Below are 22,196 nucleotides of genomic sequence, written 5' to 3'. Positions count from 1 at the left end.
ATGACACTACACGACCTCCCGGCTTCGGGGGGTCGTTTCCTTTTGCCTTTCCTTGAAAGGTGGCACCACTTCGGTTAAACTGTACATTAGGGAAAAAACATGCATTTTTTAGTGAGTGCAGAGGAGATATGAGTATGGCGAACTTTTTGAAAGAGTTATTTGCTCCACAGAAACGAATGTTGAAAAAAGCAGAGAAAGCGGCCGACTTGATCGAGTCGTTCGCCGAACCAATCAAAGCATTGTCCGACGAACAGCTTCAGGCGAAGACGGAAGAGTTCCGGGAACGTCTGGCGAAAGGCGAGACACTTGACGACCTCTTGCCGGAGGCGTTCGCGGTCTGTCGTGAGGCATCGGAGCGTGTGCTCGGGATGCGTCATTACCGTGTCCAGCTCATCGGGGGCTATGTGCTCCATAACGGCGACATCGCCGAAATGAAAACCGGTGAAGGGAAGACGCTCGTCGCGACACTTCCTGTCTACTTGAACGCGCTCACTGGCCGTGGCGTACACGTCGTAACGGTCAACGAATATTTGGCGAAACGAGATAAAGAACTCATGGAGCCGCTCTACTTCGCACTCGGTCTCTCGGTCGGCCTCAACGTGTCGAACATGGACCGTGTCGAGAAACAGGCGGCCTACAACTGTGATATCACGTACTCGACGAACAACGAGCTCGGGTTCGACTACCTCCGTGACAACATGGTCCTTTATAAGGAAGACCGTGTTCAACGCGAGCTCTACTACACGATTGTCGATGAAGTCGACTCGATCCTCGTCGATGAGGCGCGTACTCCGCTCATCATCTCAGGATCGGCTCAAAAGTCGACTGAACTCTACACGCGTGCGGATGCGTTCGTCCGTACGTTGAAAGAAGGAGACGATTATACGGTCGACGTGAAGACGAAATCGGTCCTCTTGACGGACCAAGGGGTCGACCTCGCCGAGAAGTTCTTCGGCATCGACAACCTGTTCGCAATCGAGCACGTCGCCGTCAACCACCACGTCGGGCTCGCCCTTCGTGCGAACGCGGTCATGCATCACGATATCGACTATATGGTACGTGAGGGGCAAGTCATGATCATCGACCAATTCACGGGTCGTGTCATGGACGGACGCCGCTACTCGGAAGGTCTTCACCAGGCGATCGAGGCGAAAGAAGGCGTCGAGATTCAACGCGAATCGATGACGCTCGCGACAATCACGTATCAGAACTACTTCCGGATGTACGAGAAGCTTGCCGGGATGACCGGTACGGCGAAGACAGAGGAAGAAGAGTTCCGTAACATCTACAACATGCAGGTCGTGACGATTCCGACGAACAAACCGATCCTTCGCGATGACAAGGCAGACCTCATCTTCAAATCGATGGAAGGCAAGTTCAAATCCGTCGTCGAAGAAATTTCGGCAGTCCACGCAACGGGACAACCGATCCTCGTCGGTACGGTCGCCGTCGAGACGTCTGAATACTTGAGCAAACTCTTGACGAAGAAGAAGATTCGTCACGATGTCTTGAACGCGAAGAACCACGCCCGTGAGGCGGAAATCATCGAGAATGCCGGTCAAAAAGGTTCCGTCACGATTGCGACGAACATGGCCGGTCGTGGTACCGACATCAAGCTCGGAGAAGGTGTCATCGACCTCGGTGGTCTTTACATCATCGGGACAGAGCGTCACGAGTCACGCCGAATCGATAACCAGCTCCGTGGTCGTGCGGGTCGTCAAGGGGACCCGGGTAAATCCCAGTTCTACTTGTCACTTGAAGACGAGCTCATGCGTCGCTTCGGAACGGATAGCCTCCAAAGCATGATGGAGCGTCTCGGGATGGATGACACGCAACCGATTGAGAGCCGCATGGTCTCGAAAGCGGTCGAGTCAGCGCAAAAACGTGTCGAAGGAAACAACTACGATGCGCGGAAGCAGCTTCTCGGTTACGACAACGTCATGGCCGACCAACGGAAGGTCATGTATAAGGACCGCTCGAGCATCCTCGAGAACGAGTCGGTCACGGATATCGTCCGTTCTATGATGGCGCAGACGGTCGAACTCGGTGTCGGACAATACACGCCGATCGAACTCGTACCGGAAGAATGGAACATCGACGAACTCGCGCACTGGGCCAACCAGACGCTCGCGCTCGAGAAGACGGTCGAAGGCAAAGACTTCTTCGGCAAAGAACGTGAAGAAATCATCGAACTCCTCATGGAGCGCGTGAACGAGCAGTATGAGGCGAAGCGTGAACTCGCGCCGCCCGAACGCTTCAACGAGTTCGAGAAGATCATCGTGCTCCGTGCCGTCGACTCGCACTGGATGTCCCATATCGACCATATGGATCAGTTACGTCAAGGGATTCACCTCCGCGCTTACGGACAGAACGACCCGCTTCGTGAGTACCAAGCGGAAGGGATCAACATGTTCGACGCGATGAATGCGGCAATCGCAGAAGAAGTGACAGGCTTCGTCCTTCGTGCCGAAGTCGGGGACAACCTCCGCCGCGAGAAAGTCGTCGAAGAGGAAGTCGCCGTCTCTGGCAAGAGCGATGCACCGGTCAAGAAGAAACCGGTCCGTCGTTCGAAAGAAGACAGCATCGGCCGGAACGACCCGTGCTGGTGCGGTTCTGGCAAGAAGTTCAAGAACTGTCACGGTAGACAACAGGCTTAATTATTGAAGAGGCGGGTCCGCTCGCCTCTTTCCTACGGAAAGGTGAATCACACTATGGAAATTTCAGATATTCGGAACGAACTAGAGGCGATGGCGAAACGCCTCGAGAATTACAGAGCGTCTCTCAACTTGACAGAGAAAGAGGCACGTATCGCCGAGCTCGAGAACGAGATGACGTATCCTGACTTCTGGGACAACCAGGAGAAGGCACAAAAAGTCATCGATGAGTCAAACGGACTCAAAGCGATGGTCGACAAGTATCAAGACCTCGCCAATCAACATGAGGACGGCGAAGTGACGCTCGAACTCATCAAGGAAGAGCCGGACGCCGAGATGCAAGAAGAGCTCGCGGAATCGATTCAAGCGCTCAAGAAGGAGTTTGATGACTTCGAACTCGAGATCCTCTTGAACGGACCATACGACGCGAACAACGCCATCCTCGAATTGCACCCAGGTGCGGGCGGTACCGAGTCACAGGACTGGGCATCGATGCTCCTTCGGATGTATCAACGTTTCGCTGACAAACAAGGCTGGAAAGTCGAGACGGTCGATTACCTCCCGGGTGAAGAGGCGGGCGTCAAGTCGGTCACGCTCCGCATCGTCGGTCATAACGCATACGGCTACTTGAAGGCAGAGAAAGGGATTCACCGCTTGGTCCGTATCTCGCCGTTTGATTCGTCAGGTCGTCGACACACGTCGTTCGTGTCATGTGACGTTATGCCGGAATTCGATGACGACATCGAGATCGAAGTACGGACAGAGGACCTCCGTATCGACACGTACCGTGCATCAGGTGCCGGCGGTCAGCACATCAACACGACGGACTCTGCCGTCCGGATCACGCACGTGCCGACGGGCGTCGTCGTTTCGTGTCAGACCGAGCGCTCACAGATCAAGAACCGTGAGTCGGCGATGAAGATGTTGAAAGCGAAATTGTACCAACGCGAACTCGACGAGCAGCAACGAAAACTCGACGAGATCCGTGGGGAAAAGACGGACATCGGTTGGGGTAGCCAAATCCGTTCGTATGTCTTCCACCCGTATTCGATGGTCAAAGACCACCGGACGAACTATGAAGTCGGGAACACGAGTGGCGTTATGGACGGCGACGTCATGCCGTTCATCGATGCCTACCTTCGTAAAACAAATATGTGATGCATGTGGCTCAAAGACACCTGTCTTTGGGCCATGTTGTGTGTAAAGGAGACTTTCTTTAATGAAGCAAATCGTCAAAGACTATCTGTATTTGTTGACCGGCTCAGTGTTCGTCGCCTCGGCCTTCAGCTTATTTCTGTTGCCAAACAATCTGGCATCAGGCGGGGTGAGCGGGATCTCGGTCATCACGTATGAGCTGTTCGGCATCTCGCCGGGGGCGTTCCAGCTCGTGGCTAACGTGTTACTTTTGATTATCGGTTGGGCCATCCTTGGACTCGGCTTCGGGGTGAAGTCGCTCGTCGGCTCCATCTTCTTACCGGGTGTCATTCTTTTCTATGAGGCGATCGATGCCGGTGCGGCCGTGGACGATACGCTCCTCGCGGCCATCTTCGGTGGTGTCGGCGTCGGGGTCGGACTCGGGCTCATCTTCCGGGGGCGCGCCTCGACAGGGGGGATGGACTTGATCGCGCAGGTCTTACATAAGTTCACGCACATCCCGCTCTATCTCTGTATCGCCATCCTCGATGGCATGGTCGTCTTGACCGCGGCCTTGACGTTCTCGTTCACGACCGGACTCTATGCACTCATCGCGTTATTCATCACGGTCAAGATGATCGACTTCGTCCAGCTCGGGTTCACACAGGACAAGATGGCTTACGTCATCTCGGAGAAGCGGGACTTTATCGTCCGGGCCGTCTTCGAGGAGCTTGACCGCGGAGCGACAGAGATCCAAGCGATCGGAGCGTATTCACGTCTCGACCGTCCGATGCTCATGATCGTCGTCCGTCAGAGCGAGGTGAGTCGATTGAAGGAAATCATCCGTCGGATCGACCCAGAGGCGTTCCTCGTCTTCAGTGAGGCACATGAGGTGCTCGGACAAGGGTTTACGTCTGATAAGCGTTACATCAACGTGCCGTAAGTTGTGGAATCTTTGTGTACTTTTCGTGAGATTAGGTTAGAAAACATACGTTAACGGCTATAATGGTAAATGTAGGTCATTTCTACAACTTAGGAGGGGAACGTGGTTATGAAAAAATGGATGATGGCCATCGGCCTCGGCGCCATGCTGACACTCGGCGCATGTGGCGGCGGTGAAGAAGAGGATACATCGAGCAACGGGGATTCGGGCTCGAACACGGCATCGGTTGACGCGGAAGCGGTATACGCACAAAACTGTGCGGCATGTCATGGTGCGAACCTTGAAGGAATGAGTGGTCCGTCACTCGAGCAAGTCGGTGCTCGTCTGTCGGCAGAAGAGATTGAAAACGTCATTCGAAACGGTCAAGGCGCGATGCCTGCGAACGTCATTGAAAAAGACGAAGAGATCACAGCGGTCGCCGCTTGGCTCGCTGAGAAAAAATAAGATTCGACAGCATGAGGTGGAACACACCTCATGCTTTTTTGTTTTGGGTGTTAAGGCTTGGGGAAATATTGTTAAGGTAACGTGAGACATAGTGGAAATGGAGTGATGACGATTGAAGACGAAACTGATTGACTGGCCGACTTTTATCGGCTCGTTTGTATTACTGTTAGGGGTGACGTTACCGCTCATCTTCTTCCCAGAGACCGGTAAAGCGTGGGTCGGTGCGGCGAACGAATACATGACCTCTAACTTCGGCATGTTGTACTTAGCAATGGGCTTAGGTGCGTTCGGATTTTTGATTTTCATTGCCTTCAGTAAGAATGGTCATATCAAATTAGGTCGTGAAGATGAAGAACCCGAATTTAGTTCATTCTCTTGGGCGGCGATGTTATTTGCTGCCGGCATCGGGTCCAGCATCCTCTATTGGTCCGTCATCGAATGGGTCTATTACTATGAAGGTCCGCCGTTCGGGCTGACACCGGAGTCACCGGAAGCGATTCAATGGTCGACAGCATATGGGATGTTCCACTGGGGACCGATCGCTTGGGCAATCTATACGTTACCGGCACTGCCGATCGCTTATTTCTTTTACGTCCGTAAGAAATCCGTCTTAAAGGTAAGTGAAGCGGTACGTCCCGTTATCGGAAAATGGGCAGATGGACCCCTCGGTAAATTGATTGATATCTTATTTATCTTTGGATTATTAGGTGGTGCCGGGACGACGCTCGCCCTCGGTACCCCGATGATTGCCGAAGGGGTCAACGAACTGACAGGGATTCCCGTCACGCTCGGGATGCAGGCCGTCATCATGTTGATTTGTACGGTCATCTTCGCCATCAGTTCTTACATTGGACTGAAGGGTGGCATCAAAGTACTCAGTGACTTGAACATCTGGCTCGCCCTTGGGATTTTGACGTTCGTGCTTATCTTTGGTCCGACTCGATTCATTATGGAGACGACGTTCAATGGAGTCGGAATCGTCATGGATAACTTTTTCCGGATGGCAACGTGGATGGAACCGTTCGGTGACTTCGGTGGCTTCACATCGACCGGGTTCCCGGAATCGTGGACGGTGTTCTATTGGGCATGGTGGCTTGTCTATGCACCATTCGTCGGATTGTTCGTCGCCCGTATCTCACGCGGTCGTACGATTCGGAATATGATCTTTGGGACGATGGTGTACGGAACGCTCGGATGCATCTTGTTCTTTGGGATTCTCGGAAACTACGGGCTCTACCTTCATCTAAGTGGGACGTTCGATGTTGTCGGGTACATGGCGGCGAATGGCCCGGCACCTACAATCATCGCCATCATCGGCCAATTGCCTTTCGGGAAAGTCGTCATCGGCGTCTTTACGCTTCTTGCCATTATCTTTTTGGCGACAACGTTCGATTCATCATCATACATCTTGGCATCGGTCACGCAAAAACATGTCGAGGATGAGCCGATTGTCTGGAACCGTCTCTTTTGGGCGTTCGCGCTTGCTATCATGCCGCTCACGCTCATGTTCCTCGGCGGACTAGAGACGCTCCAGACAGCGAGTATCGTCGGTGGATTCCCGCTTATCCTCATCATGTTCCTTCTTGCTTGGTCATTCGTCCGCGTATCGAGTCGGGATATCCGGGCTTCCGATGACTATGAATCCTCAACGATTCATATCAAGTATCGGAAACGGAAAAAGTCGCCGTTTGATGCATTGAAAGAAAAACCACACGATTAAATGTGGCGTATTGGTGAAGGGTGTTCCTTAGGGAGCACCCTTTTGAAGTGCGGTTTCAACATTCTCTGGGAGATTAAGAAAGTGAGGTTCTTCGCGACATTTTCACATCGAACTCAATCGAACTGAAACAATCCTGTAATGGTGTTTTAAAAGTCGGATTGATATAATTGTAGTCGCTTCAACATATGCCCTAGATGATTTTTTGACCAGGCTAACATAAAAAAGCGACACCTTGACAGAGGGAGCCGTTTCCTGTAAAAAAGACTCTAGGCGAAATATACAGTAACTAAAATAATCGATTCAAATTCGTCATAGATGCTTAAAAATAATTTAAAAAGGGTAGGGAATACGTTATGATCTCGATGCAAAAAGTCAGTAAAGTATATCCGAACGGCGTCGTCGCCATGGATGACCTCGATCTAGAGATTCGCGACGGCGAGTTCCTTTATGTCGTCGGGCCTTCCGGTGCCGGAAAGTCGACGTTCATGAAGATGATTTATCGTGAGGAGAAGCCGACAGCCGGTCAATTATTGATTGACGGACTCGATGTCGGGAAAATTAAAAACCGACACGTACCGAAGCTACGCCGTCAACTCGGCGTTATCTTCCAAGACTTCAAATTGTTGCCGTCACTTACGGTATATGAGAACGTAGCGTTCGCATTAGAAGTTGTAGGAGCGGACACGTCTTCGATTCGGAAACAAGTCATGGATGTGTTGAACCTTGTCGGATTGAAGAACAAGGCGCGCAACTATCCCGACGAACTATCAGGTGGAGAACAACAACGTGTCTCGATTGCTCGCGCAATCGTCAATAAGCCAAAATTGATCATCGCCGATGAGCCGACAGGGAACTTAGACCCGGAAACAGCATGGGGCATCATGGAAGTGTTTGAAGAGATTCACCGCCGCGGAGCGACAATCGTCATGGCGACACACAACCGTGACATCGTCGATAAGATTCGTCACCGCGTCATCGCGATTGAGAACGGGAAAGTCGTGCGCGATGAAGAGAAAGGAGCATATGGCTATGATATTTAAGACTGGATTGCGCCATTTGCGTGAAGGGTTCAAAGGAACACTTCGGAATGGATGGATGTCGTTCGCGGCGATTAGTGCCGTGACCATTACGTTGCTACTTGTCGGTGTATTCGCACTCGTCATGTTCAACATCAATGAAATTTCAGATAACGTCGAAAATGATGTCGAGATTCAAGTGTTCATCACTCGTACAGCGGATGAGAACTCGGTTGAGAAACTCGGGGAGAACATTGAACAGGTGCCGGGTGTCTCGACGGTCACGTTCAGTTCAAAAGAAGATGAGCTAGCGAAGTTCCAAGACCAGCTTGGCGATGATGCGGCTGCATACGGAACGGTTGAAAAAGACAACCCGCTCCACGCCCGCTATATCGTCAAAGCACAAGACCCGACAGAACTAGAGGAAGTGGCCAAATCGGTCGGTTCACTCGATAATGTGGACGATGTGAAATACGGAAAAGACTACATCGATAAAATGTTTGCCTTCTTCAACGGGATTCGCATCGGTGGACTCGCGTTGATTGTCGGTTTGACATTGATGGCGATGTTCTTGATCTCAAATACGATTAAAATGACAATCTTCTCGCGTCGCCGTGAGATTGAAATCATGCGACTCGTCGGAGCGAAAAACAGCTTTATCCGCTGGCCGTTCTTTATCGAAGGATTGCTCCTTGGAATGCTTGGGGCTCTCGTCCCGATTCTTGTCATTTATTTCGGATATGACGTTGCATATAGTGCTTTACAACCATCGCTTGATCAATTGAATAGTGATATATTTAAGTTGATTGATCCATCGACGCTAACAGTCCAAGTATCGCTTGTTTTACTTGCACTCGGTGCGTTCATCGGAATCTGGGGATCGACGACATCGCTCGGTCGTTTCTTGAAAATCTAACTTAAATAAGGAGGAGTTGGCGGATGAAACGTTCGCTTGCGCTAGGGTTGTGTGTATCGTTACTTGCCATGCCGGTCATGGCGACAGAGAAAGACACGTTGAAAGCTCGACAAGATCAACTGTCCAATGAGTTGGAGGAGTCGAAAAAAGCGCAGGCCGAGACGGATGCCGAACTCGAGATCACCGAGGCAGAGCGTGATGCCGTGAAGACGGAAATACACGTCGTCGACGACCGGTTGAATGAATTGAGCGAACAAATCGCCATTCAGCAGCATGAGGTCGATACAGCCCGGGCAGAACTCGAGTCGACCCGCCAACAACTTTCCGTTCAGGAAGAATACTTGGAAAGCCAGAAGGAACTCGTGAACGAGCGCCTTCGCGTTTTGCAAGTACATGAAGACACTTCCTATTTACAAGTCATTTTTGAGTCCCGTTCCTTCGGCGACTTCGTGACACGGGCTATGACGGCCCGCACGATCGCTGAACAGGACCGGGAGCTCATACATAATTATATGAGTGAGATGGAACGTTTGGAGTCGCTCGAGTCGACACAACGTACCCAGCTCTCTTTCATCAAGCAAAAAGAGCGCGAGCTCGTCATCACCAAGCAAGACCTTGACCGGACGGCCGAGAAGAAACGTGACCTGTTGGTTGAACTGAACGAACAAGTAGAGCAGCTCGAGCTCGAAAAGATGACGCGCAGTGAAGAGCAGGCGGTCATGGCTGAACAGAACCGCATCATCAGTGAACAACTAGAGGCGATTGCGACTGCCGAACGAGAAGCCGCAGAGGCGGCGGAACGTGCCAAACGTGAAGCTGAGGCGCGTGCCGCTGAAGAGCGAGCACAAGCAGAAGCGGAAGCCCGTGAGTCGGAGGTCGAGGAGGCACCAGAAGTGACCGCACCAACCGAAACACCGACGAATGTGTCCACGTCCACGGGATTCGTTCGTCCTGTGTCCGGTTATGTGTCTAGTCCGTTCGGTCCACGAGACAACCCGTTGACAGGTGTGCCGGAGATTCACAAGGGCATCGACCTCGTCAATGCGTCTGGAACACCAATCGTGTCAAGCGCACCAGGTGTCGTCATCAAGGCGGCACCGGCGACCGGATATGGAAATGTCGTCTTCGTTTCGCATGTCATCAACGGTGAGATTTGGACGACCGTCTATGCCCATTTAAATGCGATCACAGTCGGAGCCGGTCAACAAGTGGCGGCGGGACAGACGGTCGGAACGCTCGGCAATACCGGCTGGTCGACCGGTCCCCATCTTCATTTTGAGTTACACCGAGGAAAATGGGCACCGGGACAGCCGAACGCGATTGACCCAGCCCCGTATATTGGATACTGACAGAAGCGGACGCGTCCCAAATATGTGGAACGCGTCCGCTTTTCCTCTAGTTTTTGCTATACTAATGAAAAGACTTACAAAGAGAAATGAGGGACCAACCCGTGAAAAATTCAACCGCAGGACTACTCGCTGGCACAACGTTCGTGGCTGGGGCCGGTGCAGGCCTTGCGACGATGGCGTTTACAGACACATCGCTTCCCATTCAAACGAATGCGGAAGGCTGGGATAAAGTCGACCAAGTACGTAATTTGATTGAAGAACATTCGTTACAGGACATCTCAGAAGACGATTTATTGACCGGTGCGCTCGACGGGATGACCGCAGCGCTGAACGACCCGTATTCGGATTTCTTGGATGCGGAAGAAACGTCACAATTTACGGACTCGATTGAATCGAGTTTTGAAGGAATCGGCGCGACTTTGGAGAAGAAAGGAGAGGACATCCTAATTGTCGCTCCGATCAAAGGCGCTCCGGCTGAAGAGGGGGGACTTCGTCCTGGCGACATCATCACAGCGGTCGACGGGGAGTCGATCGAAGGGATGGATGTACAGGAAGCCGTCCAATTGATTCGAGGCGAAAAAGGGACGACCGTCACGTTGACGATTCGCCGTGGCAGTCAGACGGCGGATTATGAGATCACACGTGACACGATTCCAATCGAGACGGTCTTCTCTGAAGTGAAAGAGAAAGACGGTAAAAAGATTGGGTATCTCCAAGTCACCCAATTCTCAGAACCGACGGCTGATGAATTCCTCGAACAACTCGAGCAACTCGAGTCAGAAGAAATCGATAGCTTGATCATCGATGTTCGTGGAAATCCGGGAGGTCTCTTGCCTGCCGTCATCGAGATGTCGGAAGGGTTCGTCCCGACCTCAAAACCGGTCGTCCAAATCGAGAATGCGGACGGTGACCGTGATGCACAAAACGGTCGCGCTCGTGAAGCGAAACCGTATGACCTGTTTGTCTTGACGGATGAGGGTTCTGCCTCGGCATCTGAGATTTTGACTGGTGCGATGAAAGAAGGAGCAGGCGCGACCATCATCGGGACGAAGACGTTCGGAAAAGGTGTCGTCCAGACGGCGTTCGACTTAGAGGACGGCAGTAACTTGAAATTGACGACGAGCAAGTGGCTCACACCGGACGGAAATTGGATTAACAAGAAGGGCATCGAGCCGGACATTGAAGTGGAGCAACCGGACTTCTTCAACGTGACCCGTGTCCTGACAGAAGAAGAGTCGCTCCAAGTCGGAGATTACGGTGACGCCGTCTCGAACTTGCATAAAATTTTAACTGGAATCGGCTATGAGCCAGGCGGTCAGCCGGGATATTACGGGGACACGATGGCGAACGCCGTGAAAGCATTCCAGACAGACAATGGTCTCGAGGCTTCTGGAACTGTCGATGAAGAGACAGCCTCTGCACTCGAAGCGAAGTTGCTCGAAGCGATTCAAGATGAGGCGAATGACGCCCAATTGAATCGTGCGCTTGAAGAAGCCGCAAAATAACGTTGTATGAAAGAAAGGGTTGGACCGCGTGGAAGTTGTACGAATGGGTGTTACGGCTTTATTGACGTTGTTAGGTAGTCCGCTGTTTTGGGTGACACTTGTCGCCCTTACATACATATCGCTGACACGGGTCAAGCGAGAACGGGCCATGTTCCGTTCGAGACGTCGCTCACCGAAGTCGGAATGGAGACATTTCATCTGGCCGAGTCTTCTGTTAGCGGTCCTCTCATCGGCCGTGACGATTTTACTCGAGACGACCATCACGTTTGAGTGGGCCGTCTCGTTCACGATTCTCTATACGCTCGTCGTCTTGACGATGCATCCGCGATTCTTTAATCCGGTGCTGCCTCTTCTCGTGTTGTTTGGGGTCGTCTTGTTACGCGATGTTGTCGCATATGGGGTGCTTCGTGATTGGGTAGCAGCACTCGCTCAGGTCGATTGGACGGTCTATGCGCTCACATTCGGCCTCGTCACCCTTGCTGAAGCGATTCTCTTGCGCTGGAACGGACCAAAAGAGACATCCCCGACCTTGATCTTGTCGAAACGGGGGCAGTTTATCGGAGGGCATGTCGTCAAACGGATTTGGTTTTTCCCGCTCGTCGTCTTCGTGCCACCGATGTTCGGTCTCGACTGGCCGATGGTGCCCATCATTCTTCCGATTCCCATCGGGGTCAGTTTATTGTCGACCGGCGCCCTACCAGGAACGCTTCTCGCACGACTGAGCAATTATCGTGCCGTACTCGCTTTGATCGCTCTCGGTCTATTCGGCCTCTCATATGCGTTTGAGATTCCATATGTCGACTATGTAGTATTGACGCTATTCGTCCTCTATGAGCTCGGCTTACAATGGATCAAACGCGAGAATCGGGGAACGACACCCGTCTTCATCAACGGAAACCGTGGGGCGGTCATCGTCGACACGCTACCGAACTCGCCTGGAGAGGCGATGCAGCTCATCCCGGGTGAATCGATCTATAAAGTCAACGGGACGGTCATCACCGGAGGGCACAGTTTTTATGAGGCGCTCCAGCAACATAAGCCATACATCAAGCTGGAAGTGTTGAATCTGAACGGAGACATCCGATTCGTTCAACGGGCGATGTATGAGACCGATCCACATGAGCTCGGGATTTTGTTCGTCGGGGAACCAACGAGCCCGAGAGTTCGCTTACGTAAACTGTAAGAGTATCCGTCATGGGTACTCTTTTTTGCATACAAAAAGGGCACCTGCAAGGATGCCCTTTCGTCTTATACATCAAGTTTTGAAGGTTTGAATGCCATTGTGGCTTCGACAGCGTGTTGCCATCCTTTGTATAGGGCTTCACGGTGAGACTCGTCCATGTTCGGATCGAACTTCTTATCGAGTTTCCACTGGTCTTTGACTTCGGCTTGGTCTTTCCAGAATCCAACGGCGAGACCCGCCAAGTAGGCGGCACCGAGTGCAGTCGTTTCACTCACTTCAGGACGTTCGACCGGGACGTTGAGAATGTCCGATTGGAACTGCATGAGGAAGTTGTTGCTGACGGCTCCACCATCGACGCGGAGCGTCTTCAAGTTGATGCCTGAGTCATTTTCCATCGACGTGAGGACGTCACGTGTCTGGTAAGCGAGTGACTCGATTGTCGCCCGGACCATCTGTTCTTTCTCTGTCCCACGCGTGAGACCGAAGATGGCACCACGGACGTCAGAGTTCCAGTACGGGGCACCGAGACCGACGAAGGCAGGAACGACGTAGACACCGTCAGTTGATTCGATCCGTGTCGCATACTGTTCCGAGTCTTTCGCTGATTTCAACATTCGTAATCCGTCACGGAGCCACTGGATTGCAGAACCGGCGACGAAGATCGAACCTTCGAGCGCGTATTCTACTTTCCCGTTATAGCCCCAAGCGATTGTCGTCAAGAGACCGTGATCAGATTTGACGGCTTCTTCTCCCGTGTTCATGAGCATGAAACAACCTGTTCCATACGTGTTTTTCGCCTCACCTTTTTCGAAGCAAGTTTGTCCGAACAAGGCGGCCTGTTGGTCACCTGCAGCTCCGGCAATCGGGACTTCGAATCCGAAGAAGTGGTATGGAATCGTGTTCGCATAGACTTCACTTGACGGTTTGACTTCAGGAAGCATTGATTTTGGCACTGTCAAGATGTCGAGTAACTCGTCATCCCACTTCTGCTCGTAGATGTTGTACATGAGTGTACGCGATGCGTTCGAATAATCGGTTACGTGTGCTTTTCCACCAGAGAGTTTCCAGATGAGCCACGTGTCGATTGTCCCGAAGAGGAGTTCGCCGTTCTCAGCTTTTTCACGTGCACCCTCGACGTTGTCAAGAATCCATTTGACTTTCGTTCCTGAGAAGTAGGCATCGATGAGGAGACCTGTTTTGTCGCGGACCATATCGGAATGACCGGCTGCTTTCAGCTCTTCACAGATGTCGGCGGTTTGACGGGATTGCCAGACGACGGCGTTATAGACAGGGCGTCCTGTTTCCTTCTCCCAAACGACAGCTGTTTCACGTTGGTTCGTGATCCCGATTCCGGCAATCTCATTCGGGTCGATATCAGCAGAACCGAACGCTTCCGCCATAACGGCGAGGACAGACCCCCAAATCTCATTGGCGTTGTGCTCGACCCAGCCTGGTTTCGGGAAGTATTGTTTGAATTCGCGCTGTGCGACTGTGACAATTTTTCCATCATGATCAAAGATGATTGCTCGTGAACTTGTCGTTCCTTGGTCCAATGCTAAAATATAACGTTTTTCTTTCGCCATATGTGATTTCCTCCTTCAAAATTATGTGTTAAGGGACGAGAATACCGTAGATGAGTGCGGCAATAATCGCACCGATAATCGGACCGACGACCGGGATCCATGAATAACCCCAATCTGAAGATCCTTTTCCTTTAATTGGAAGGAATGCGTGTGCGATACGTGGCCCAAGGTCACGTGCCGGGTTGATCGCATATCCCGTCGTACCACCGAGCGAAAGACCAATCGATACAATCAAGAAACCAACGATGAGTGGATTGAGTCCGTCTGCGAATGTGTTTGCCCCGAATGACAACAATGCAAAGACAAGGACGAATGTTCCGATAATCTCACCAATCAAGTTGTACGGCGTGCTTCGAATACCTGGAGCTGTCGAGAACGTCGCCAGTTTTAAACCAGGATCGTCTGTCGCATCATAGTGCGGCTTGTAGTGGACATAAACCAAACATGCCCCGATGATGGCTCCAATAAACTGAGCGAGGATATAAAGTGGGACATCAGCCCATGGGAATTCGCCTGCTGTCGCGAGACCAATCGTGACGGCAGGGTTGATGTGAGCGCCTCCGTAAATTCCGGCTGCGTAGACCCCGACCATAACGGCAAGACCCCAACCCATTGTGATGACAATCCAGCCAGAGTTTTCCGCTTTGGAATGGCGGAGGACGACGCCGGCGACGACACCGTTACCGAGCAGAATCAATAGCATCGTACCAATAATTTCACTGACAAATGCTGACATGTGATACTCCCCTTTCTCCCTTATGCAATTTGACTTACCACTTCATTATATGCCCAAAATGTAAGCGTTTTAAAACAGTGTTTTTTAAAAATCCTACTTTTTTCCTACAAATGTTCACATTTACAGCTGTAAACTTCGCAAAAGAATTAAGAAGCAGAGCGAAACGTTCACGAAGTGGATGGTTTTTTCGGATATTTCAAGCATTCCAATTTACTAGGGACATAGTCCAATCTGAAAAGTGCAATGCTTTATGCCACAAAAGTGATTCTGTTGAAATCTTGATGTGATGATTTGGATGGAACAAGATGTTTCTTTTGAGACAGTAAAGGAAAAAGAAATGAACAATGGATTGAATGAAAAAAAGAAATAAAATGAATTAACCTACAAACTAATAAGCGAATATTTGTTCGTGTCTATGGTATAATCAAGACACTTATGAAATGAGAAGGTGAGGAGTATCTTATGGAATCGATTCCGTTTGCATTACAATCTGAATTTCAACCAGGAGGCGACCAGCCTGAAGCGATTCGACAGCTTGTCGAAGGTGTAAATCGAGGTGACCGGTATCAGACGCTCCTCGGTGCAACGGGTACGGGTAAAACGTTTACCGTTTCGAACGTCATTCAAGAAGTAAAGAAGCCGACACTCGTCCTCGCCCATAACAAGACGCTCGCCGGTCAGCTCTACTCGGAGTTCAAAGAGTTCTTCCCGAACAACGCGGTCGAGTACTTCGTCAGTTACTATGACTACTATCAACCGGAAGCGTACGTGCCGTCGACGGATACGTTCATTGAGAAGGATGCTTCAATCAATGATGAAATCGATAAGCTGCGTCACTCGGCGACGTCGGCTCTCTTTGAGCGCGATGACGTCATCATCGTCGCATCTGTCTCCTGTATTTATGGTCTCGGTAACCCGGAAGAATATCGGAGCCTCGTCTTGAGCCTTCGCGTCGGGAAAGAGATGGGACGTGACGAGATGTTACGTAAACTCATCGACATTCAATATGAACGAAACGATATCGATTTTCAGCGTGGACGTTTCCGTGTCCGCGGGGACGTCGTCGAGATCTTCCCAGCATCGCGTGACGAACACTGCATGCGCATCGAGTTCTTCGGAGACGAGATCGACCGTATCCGTGAGATGGATCCGTTGACGGGTGAAATCATCGCAGACCGTGATCACGTCGCCATCTTCCCGGCATCCCACTTCGTCACACGCGACGAAAAATTGCAAAAGGCAATCGTCAACATCGAAGCGGAACTTGAGGAACAACTTGAGAAGTTCCGCGAAGAAGGGAAGCTCCTAGAAGCGCAACGACTCGAGCAACGAACGCATTACGATTTGGAAATGATGCGTGAGATGGGGTATTGTTCAGGAATCGAGAACTATTCGCGCCACTTGAACTTGATGCCAGAAGGCTCGACTCCGTATACGCTACTCGATTACTTCCCAGAAGACTTCTTACTCGTCGCCGATGAGTCGCACGTGACGCTCCCGCAAGTACGCGGGATGTACAACGGGGATCAGGCACGGAAACAAGTGCTCGTCGATCACGGCTTCCGTCTCCCTTCGGCGAAGGATAACCGTCCGCTCAAGTTCGATGAGTTCGAGAAGAAAGTCTCACAAGCAATTTTCATCTCGGCGACACCAGGTCCGTACGAACTCGAACATACGCCGAACATGATTGAGCAGATCATCCGTCCGACCGGGTTACTTGATCCGACAATCGAGATTCATCCGATCAAAGGTCAGATTGACTACTTGATGGATCAGATTCGCGAACGCATCAAGCGCGACGAGCGCGTGCTCGTGACGACGCTCACGAAGAAGATGGCAGAGGACCTATCCGATTACTTACGCGAAGCGGGAATCAAGGTCAACTATATGCACTCTGAGATCAAGACGCTCGAGCGAATCGAAATCATTCGTGACCTTCGGCTCGGGAAGTATGACGTGCTCGTCGGGATCAACTTGTTGCGGGAGGGTCTCGATATTCCAGAGGTCAGTCTCGTGACGATCCTCGATGCGGACAAGGAAGGGTTCCTTCGTTCGGATCGCTCGCTCATCCAGACGATTGGTCGAGCGGCGCGTAATGCGAACGGACACGTCATCCTGTTCGCGGACAAGGTGACCGACTCGATGGCGCGGGCCATCGAAGAGACGGATCGTCGTCGGTCGATTCAACAGGCTTATAATGAAGAACATGGCATCATCCCGCAGACGATTCGAAAGGACGTCCGAGGGGTCATTCGGGCGACGGTCGAGGCGGAAGAGGAAGCACTCGAATCGCTCAGTACGATGAAGCCGGCCGAACGCGAGGCGGCGATTGCCAAGTTGGAAGAAGAAATGAAGCAAGCGGCGCGCGACCTCCAGTTCGAACGTGCGGCCGAATTGCGTGACTTAATCTTGGAGTTGAAGGTAGGGAATTAAATGGCTGAAAAGAAAAATGCGATTGTCATCAAAGGGGCACGCGTCAACAACTTAAAAAATATTGACATCGATATCCCACGTGACCAGCTCGTCGTCTTGACGGGCTTGTCCGGCTCCGGGAAATCGTCACTTGCGTTCGATACGATCTATGCGGAAGGACAGCGTCGTTACGTCGAGAGCTTATCCGCATATGCCCGACAGTTCCTCGGACAGATGGATAAGCCAGACGTCGATACGATTGAAGGGCTCAGTCCGGCCATCTCGATTGACCAGAAGACGACGAGTCGTAACCCACGGTCGACGGTCGGGACGGTGACCGAGATTTATGATTACCTTCGTCTATTGTTCGCACGAATCGGGAAGCCGGTCTGTCCGAACCACGGCATCGAGATCTCGAGTCAAACGATCTCACAGATGGTCGACCAGGTGATGGAATTGCCGGAACGGACGCGACTCCAAATTCTTGCGCCAATCGTATCGGGTCGAAAAGGGACGCACGTGAAAGTATTCGACTCCTTGAAAAAAGAAGGATTTGTTCGTGTCCGTGTCAATGGTGAAACAATTGAATTGACGGATGAGATCGAGCTCGATAAAAACAAGAAGCATTCGATTGAAGTCGTCGTCGACCGCCTCGTGGTCCGACCTGACGTCGAAGGGCGCCTCGCCGACTCACTCGAGACGGCATTACGTCTTGCGGACGGCCGTGTCATTATCGATAAGATGGATGGCACCGAGCTTCTCTTCAGTGAGCATCACGCCTGTCCGATCTGCGGGTTCTCCATCGGCGAACTCGAACCTCGGATGTTCTCATTCAACTCGCCATTCGGTGCATGTCCGACGTGTGATGGTCTTGGGACGAAACTAGACGTCGACCCAGAACTCGTCATCCCGGACCCGTCGAAGACGTTGAAGGAGGGGGCGATTGCCGCATGGCAACCGACAAGTTCCCAGTACTATCCACAACTTTTGGCTGCGATGTGCCAGCATTTCAACATCGACATGGACGTGCCGTTCGAGCGCCTATCAAAACGTGATCAGGACCTCGTCTTGAACGGATCTTCGGAGGAATCGTTCCTCTTCCGCTACGAGAACGACTTCGGTCAAGTGCGGACGAATACCATTTTCTTTGAAGGGGTGCTCCGTAACATCGAGCGCCGTTACCGGGAGACAACATCCGACTATATCCGTGAGCAGATGGAAATGTACATGGCGACACATGCGTGTCCGACATGTCACGGCTATCGCTTGAAAGAAGAGTCGCTCGCCGTCAAGATCACGGGTCAGCACGTCGGGCAAGTGACGGAGAAATCGGTCGTGAACGCACTCGCGTTCTTTGAAGGACTCAACGAGCAGTTGAGCGAGAAAGAGATCGCCATCGCCCGTCTCATCATCCAAGAGATTCGGGAACGACTCAGTTTTTTGAATAACGTCGGTCTCGACTACTTGACGCTCTCTCGTGCCGCTGGAACACTCTCGGGTGGGGAGGCGCAGCGGATTCGTCTCGCGACACAAATTGGGTCTCGTCTCACGGGTGTTTTGTATGTCCTTGACGAACCATCCATCGGTCTTCATCAACGTGATAACGATCGGTTGATTTCGACCCTCAAACAGATGCGGGACATCGGCAACACGCTCATCGTCGTCGAGCATGACGAGGACACGATGATGGAAGCCGACTACTTGATCGATATCGGACCAGGCGCAGGAGAACATGGCGGACAGGTCATTGCGGCCGGGACGCCGAAACAACTGATGAAAAATAAAAACTCGCTCACCGGTCAATATCTTGCTGGGAAGAAGTTCATCCCACTTCCGGCTGAACGGAAGATGCCAGACGAACGTTTCTTAAAGATCGTCAAAGCAGAAGAGAACAACCTAAAAGACGTCGACGTTTCCATTCCACTCGGGATGTTCGTTGCCGTAACAGGGGTCTCGGGATCGGGTAAATCGACCCTCATCAATGAGATTCTCTATAAATCGCTCGCGCACAATATGAACCGGGCCAAAGCGAAGCCAGGCAAGCACAAGAAGATTGAAGGACTTGAGCATATCGATAAGGTCATCGATATCGACCAATCCCCGATCGGACGGACCCCTCGTTCGAACCCGGCCACGTATACGGGTGTCTTTGATGATATTCGTGACGTCTTCGCCTCGACGAATGAAGCGAAGATGCGCGGCTACAAGAAGGGACGTTTCAGTTTCAACGTTAAAGGCGGGCGCTGTGAAGCATGTCGTGGGGATGGGATCATCAAAATCGAGATGCACTTCCTTCCTGACGTCTACGTTCCGTGTGAGGTCTGTCACGGGAAACGCTATAATCGTGAAACGCTCGAAGTGAAGTACAAAGGGAAGACGATCGCAGACGTCCTTGATATGACGATTGAGGAAGGACTCGAATTCTTTGACAAGATTCCGAAAATCAAGCGGAAGATTCAAACGATTTATGACGTCGGTCTTGGCTATATGAAACTCGGTCAGCCAGCGACGGAACTTTCGGGTGGGGAAGCCCAGCGTGTCAAACTCGCTTCGGAACTTCATAAACGGTCGACCGGGAAAACGATTTATATTCTGGACGAACCGACGACCGGTCTTCACGTCGACGACATCGCGCGCTTGTTGAAAGTGTTGCAACGTCTTGTCGAGAACGGGGACACGGTGCTTGTCATCGAGCATAACCTCGATGTCATCAAGTCGGCCGATTATTTGATTGACCTCGGACCAGAGGGTGGAGATGGTGGCGGACTCATCGTCGCAACGGGGACACCAGAAGAAGTCGCGGAAGTGTCAGGCTCGTATACCGGTAAGTATTTGAAGCCGGTTCTCGAACGAGATGCAGCCCGAGTGAAACCGAAAGCAGGAAAAAAGAAATAAGTATAGAAATGGTGAGAAACGGGAAGGTAATTGACGTGCAACCAAATTGAAGGGGGAAAACGAACGTGAAACAAGAAATGCGTGAACTGATTCTCCAGCAAGTGAAGGAAGGCAAGATGACGATCGAGGAGGCGATGACGCAACTCGAACGTCTCGAGCGACTTGAACCGGAACAGGTTCAAACGCTTGAAGAGCGACAGGATACAGAAAAGGTCGATGCCTATTCGGTTGAATCGCTCACAACGAAACTGACATCGGCAGTGGAAGGGCTCGTGACGAAACTTCGCGACAGCGACTTTTCATTCAGCTCGAACTTTGGTCCGGAAGTGACGTATTCGAAGTCGTTCCCGTTCACAGGTAGCGATATCTCGCTCGACCTGTTCAACGCGTCGGCGACAATTGTTTCGTCTGATGCCGAAGATTGTGAACTGATTGTCACGGGTCGTCCGCTCCGCCAACAAGACGCGGATAAGGCGCTCGAACAGTTACAGTCTGCGGTTAAGCACTCTGTCATCGGGGATCGTCTCGTCGTTTCGCTCCGTGATAAACTCGTCCGGGCCCACGTGGAACTGTACGTCCCGCACCACCATTTCAACCATCTTCTTGTTCAAACGTTGAACGGTGAAGTCCGGGCCGATGGTCTCGATGTCGAGAACGTTCGTGTGCAAACCGCAAACGGGCGTGTCGTGCTCCATGACGTGCATGCATCCGAACTATTACTGAACACTGGGAATGGGACGGTCGAGGTCGAAGGTGTCGAAGCGGAACTCGTTCACGTTCGGACCGGAAACGGTGCCGTCATCGTCGGTGGGAAGTACGATAAAGCCTCCCTCAAGACCGGGAACGGAAACATCCGCGCGGAACTGGCGACAGCTCGTCCTGCGAAGTTTGAACTCGCGTCACTCGCCGGAAACATTCGACTCGTGTTACCACATGGCGTCGAGGTCGAAGGGGAGCTCGAGACGAACTTCGGTGGTCTGCACTGCTTGCTCGATGAGCTCGAAATCATCCGTGACCGTAAGGACGTCGCACAGCGTCGTCTGGAATTCTTGTCGGGTCGTGGTCAAACCCCTCGCATCGAAGTCGAGGCGGGGACGCGTACCGGTACGATCGATTTGGAGCACGGTTCGGTCTATACGCCATCCACATTCCTTGATGAGGATAAAGTAGAACCGGCTGACCCGGTCGATCCCGTCGACCCGGGCGATTTGAACAATCCGTTCCATCAACAATAAGCAAATCCCGAAGGCTGAGCCTTCGGGATTTTTTGATTATAGATTCATTTCGTACTCCATCTGTTGCCAATCCATCATCTGCGTATCAAACAAAGTGAAGGCGCTGATAGCGAACACGATGAAGAGGACCGGTCCGGCAATCAAGAGAATGATTCCAAGAAGGCGCATCGACTTCGAGCGATTCCAATAGAAGATGATGGCGACAATCATGGAGATGAGCGCTCCGGACAAGAAGAATCCGATGATGTTCAAGATGAACAAGAGCAAGATCGTCTCGTTTTTCGTTGCGGCATATTCTTTCCACATATCGATCAATGATTTGATGATGTAAACGAGTGACCCAATTCCAATCACTAGCGCAAATAAGATGACAATTCCGAATAAACCTCCCATTATTCCACCTCCTAGTAAGCCTATACCCTACATACGAACGGCGTAATAGGATGGTTTCAACAATTTTTTGACACGTTC

General features: G+C 51.6%; 16 protein-coding genes. 13 read left to right on the top strand and 3 right to left on the bottom strand.

Annotation, left to right across the window (positions count from 1 at the left end; genetic code table 11):
• Window positions 1-134: 134 nt before the first annotated feature.
• The 10 genes from secA (at window position 135) to KNO73_RS07300 (ending at window position 12,864) form a co-directional block, all read left to right on the top strand.
• The gene (gene secA / locus KNO73_RS07345) at window positions 135-2,657 is read left to right on the top strand and encodes a preprotein translocase subunit SecA (protein ID WP_215112246.1); all 2,523 of its coding nucleotides are present in this window, start codon (window positions 135-137) and stop codon (window positions 2,655-2,657) included.
• 54 nt (window positions 2,658-2,711) lie between these two features.
• A complete protein-coding gene (prfB, locus tag KNO73_RS07340; RefSeq protein ID WP_078147323.1) occupies window positions 2,712-3,812 on the top strand; it encodes a peptide chain release factor 2 in 1,101 nt (366 codons plus the stop codon).
• Between the two features lie 61 nt (window positions 3,813-3,873).
• Window positions 3,874-4,731 carry a YitT family protein gene (locus KNO73_RS07335; RefSeq protein WP_031422849.1) on the top strand — a complete coding sequence of 286 codons (858 nt, stop codon included), beginning with the start codon at window positions 3,874-3,876 and terminating at the stop codon, window positions 4,729-4,731.
• A gap of 108 nt (window positions 4,732-4,839) precedes the next feature.
• Window positions 4,840-5,175 (top strand): cytochrome c551, encoded by a 336-nt coding sequence (gene cccB / locus KNO73_RS07330; protein ID WP_031422851.1) that lies wholly within the window; start codon window positions 4,840-4,842, stop codon window positions 5,173-5,175.
• A gap of 112 nt (window positions 5,176-5,287) precedes the next feature.
• Entirely contained in the window at window positions 5,288-6,895 is a 1,608-nt protein-coding gene (locus tag KNO73_RS07325) for a BCCT family transporter (protein ID WP_214683865.1), read from the top strand.
• Between the two features lie 353 nt (window positions 6,896-7,248).
• Window positions 7,249-7,935, top strand: a complete 687-nt coding sequence (gene ftsE, locus KNO73_RS07320) for a cell division ATP-binding protein FtsE (RefSeq protein WP_078147321.1) — start codon at window positions 7,249-7,251, stop codon at window positions 7,933-7,935.
• Window positions 7,925-8,827, top strand: coding sequence for a permease-like cell division protein FtsX (ftsX, locus tag KNO73_RS07315; protein ID WP_031422854.1), 903 nt, complete (start codon window positions 7,925-7,927; stop codon window positions 8,825-8,827). The genes ftsE and ftsX overlap by 11 nt, the downstream gene beginning before the upstream one ends.
• Window positions 8,828-8,850: 23 nt before the next feature.
• Window positions 8,851-10,176: a murein hydrolase activator EnvC family protein gene (locus KNO73_RS07310; RefSeq protein WP_214683866.1), complete on the top strand. Its 1,326-nt coding sequence runs from the start codon at window positions 8,851-8,853 to the stop codon at window positions 10,174-10,176.
• A gap of 101 nt (window positions 10,177-10,277) precedes the next feature.
• The gene (locus KNO73_RS07305; protein WP_214683868.1) at window positions 10,278-11,681 is read left to right on the top strand and encodes a S41 family peptidase; all 1,404 of its coding nucleotides are present in this window, start codon (window positions 10,278-10,280) and stop codon (window positions 11,679-11,681) included.
• Between the two features lie 28 nt (window positions 11,682-11,709).
• On the top strand, window positions 11,710-12,864 hold the full coding sequence (locus KNO73_RS07300) for a PDZ domain-containing protein (RefSeq protein ID WP_240499842.1): 1,155 nt from the start codon (window positions 11,710-11,712) through the stop codon (window positions 12,862-12,864).
• Window positions 12,865-12,929: 65 nt separating this feature from the next.
• On the opposite strand, the gene glpK is transcribed toward KNO73_RS07300, so the two are convergent.
• Together glpK and KNO73_RS07290 are read right to left on the bottom strand one after the other, a co-directional pair.
• On the bottom strand, window positions 12,930-14,447 hold the full coding sequence (gene glpK, locus KNO73_RS07295) for a glycerol kinase GlpK (protein ID WP_078147317.1): 1,518 nt from the start codon (window positions 14,445-14,447) through the stop codon (window positions 12,930-12,932).
• 28 nt (window positions 14,448-14,475) lie between these two features.
• Window positions 14,476-15,183: an MIP/aquaporin family protein gene (locus KNO73_RS07290; protein ID WP_047795079.1), complete on the bottom strand. Its 708-nt coding sequence runs from the start codon at window positions 15,181-15,183 to the stop codon at window positions 14,476-14,478.
• Between the two features lie 462 nt (window positions 15,184-15,645).
• On the opposite strand from KNO73_RS07290, the gene uvrB reads away from it, so the two are divergent.
• The 3 genes from uvrB to KNO73_RS07275 all read left to right on the top strand — a co-directional run bounded on the left by uvrB (window position 15,646) and on the right by KNO73_RS07275 (window position 21,725).
• Complete coding sequence (gene uvrB, locus KNO73_RS07285) at window positions 15,646-17,616, top strand: excinuclease ABC subunit UvrB (RefSeq protein ID WP_214683870.1); 1,971 nt, start codon at window positions 15,646-15,648, stop codon at window positions 17,614-17,616.
• A complete protein-coding gene (uvrA, locus tag KNO73_RS07280) occupies window positions 17,617-20,490 on the top strand; it encodes an excinuclease ABC subunit UvrA (protein WP_214683872.1) in 2,874 nt (957 codons plus the stop codon).
• Between the two features lie 65 nt (window positions 20,491-20,555).
• Window positions 20,556-21,725 carry a DUF4097 family beta strand repeat-containing protein gene (locus tag KNO73_RS07275; RefSeq protein WP_214683873.1) on the top strand — a complete coding sequence of 390 codons (1,170 nt, stop codon included), beginning with the start codon at window positions 20,556-20,558 and terminating at the stop codon, window positions 21,723-21,725.
• Window positions 21,726-21,761: 36 nt separating this feature from the next.
• On the opposite strand, the gene KNO73_RS07270 is transcribed toward KNO73_RS07275, so the two are convergent.
• Entirely contained in the window at window positions 21,762-22,118 is a 357-nt protein-coding gene (locus KNO73_RS07270; RefSeq protein WP_078147314.1) for a hypothetical protein, read from the bottom strand.
• Between the last annotated feature and the right edge of the window lie 78 nt (window positions 22,119-22,196).

Origin of the sequence: Exiguobacterium sp. s83 (assembly GCF_018617095.1) — a bacterium.
Classification (GTDB): Bacteria; Bacillota; Bacilli; order Exiguobacteriales; family Exiguobacteriaceae; genus Exiguobacterium; species Exiguobacterium profundum.
This window is presented reverse-complemented; position numbering and strand designations above follow the sequence as displayed.

Coding starts and splice junctions, on each gene's coding strand:
- secA (WP_215112246.1), top strand. CDS start 135: ATGGCGAACTTTTTGAAAGAGTTATTTGCTCCACAGAAACGAATGTTG.
- prfB (WP_078147323.1), top strand. CDS start 2,712: ATGGAAATTTCAGATATTCGGAACGAACTAGAGGCGATGGCGAAACGC.
- KNO73_RS07335 (WP_031422849.1), top strand. CDS start 3,874: ATGAAGCAAATCGTCAAAGACTATCTGTATTTGTTGACCGGCTCAGTG.
- cccB (WP_031422851.1), top strand. CDS start 4,840: ATGAAAAAATGGATGATGGCCATCGGCCTCGGCGCCATGCTGACACTC.
- ftsE (WP_078147321.1), top strand. CDS start 7,249: ATGATCTCGATGCAAAAAGTCAGTAAAGTATATCCGAACGGCGTCGTC.
- ftsX (WP_031422854.1), top strand. CDS start 7,925: ATGATATTTAAGACTGGATTGCGCCATTTGCGTGAAGGGTTCAAAGGA.
- KNO73_RS07310 (WP_214683866.1), top strand. CDS start 8,851: ATGAAACGTTCGCTTGCGCTAGGGTTGTGTGTATCGTTACTTGCCATG.
- glpK (WP_078147317.1), bottom strand. CDS start 14,447: ATGGCGAAAGAAAAACGTTATATTTTAGCATTGGACCAAGGAACGACA.
- KNO73_RS07290 (WP_047795079.1), bottom strand. CDS start 15,183: ATGTCAGCATTTGTCAGTGAAATTATTGGTACGATGCTATTGATTCTG.
- uvrB (WP_214683870.1), top strand. CDS start 15,646: ATGGAATCGATTCCGTTTGCATTACAATCTGAATTTCAACCAGGAGGC.
- uvrA (WP_214683872.1), top strand. CDS start 17,617: ATGGCTGAAAAGAAAAATGCGATTGTCATCAAAGGGGCACGCGTCAAC.
- KNO73_RS07270 (WP_078147314.1), bottom strand. CDS start 22,118: ATGGGAGGTTTATTCGGAATTGTCATCTTATTTGCGCTAGTGATTGGA.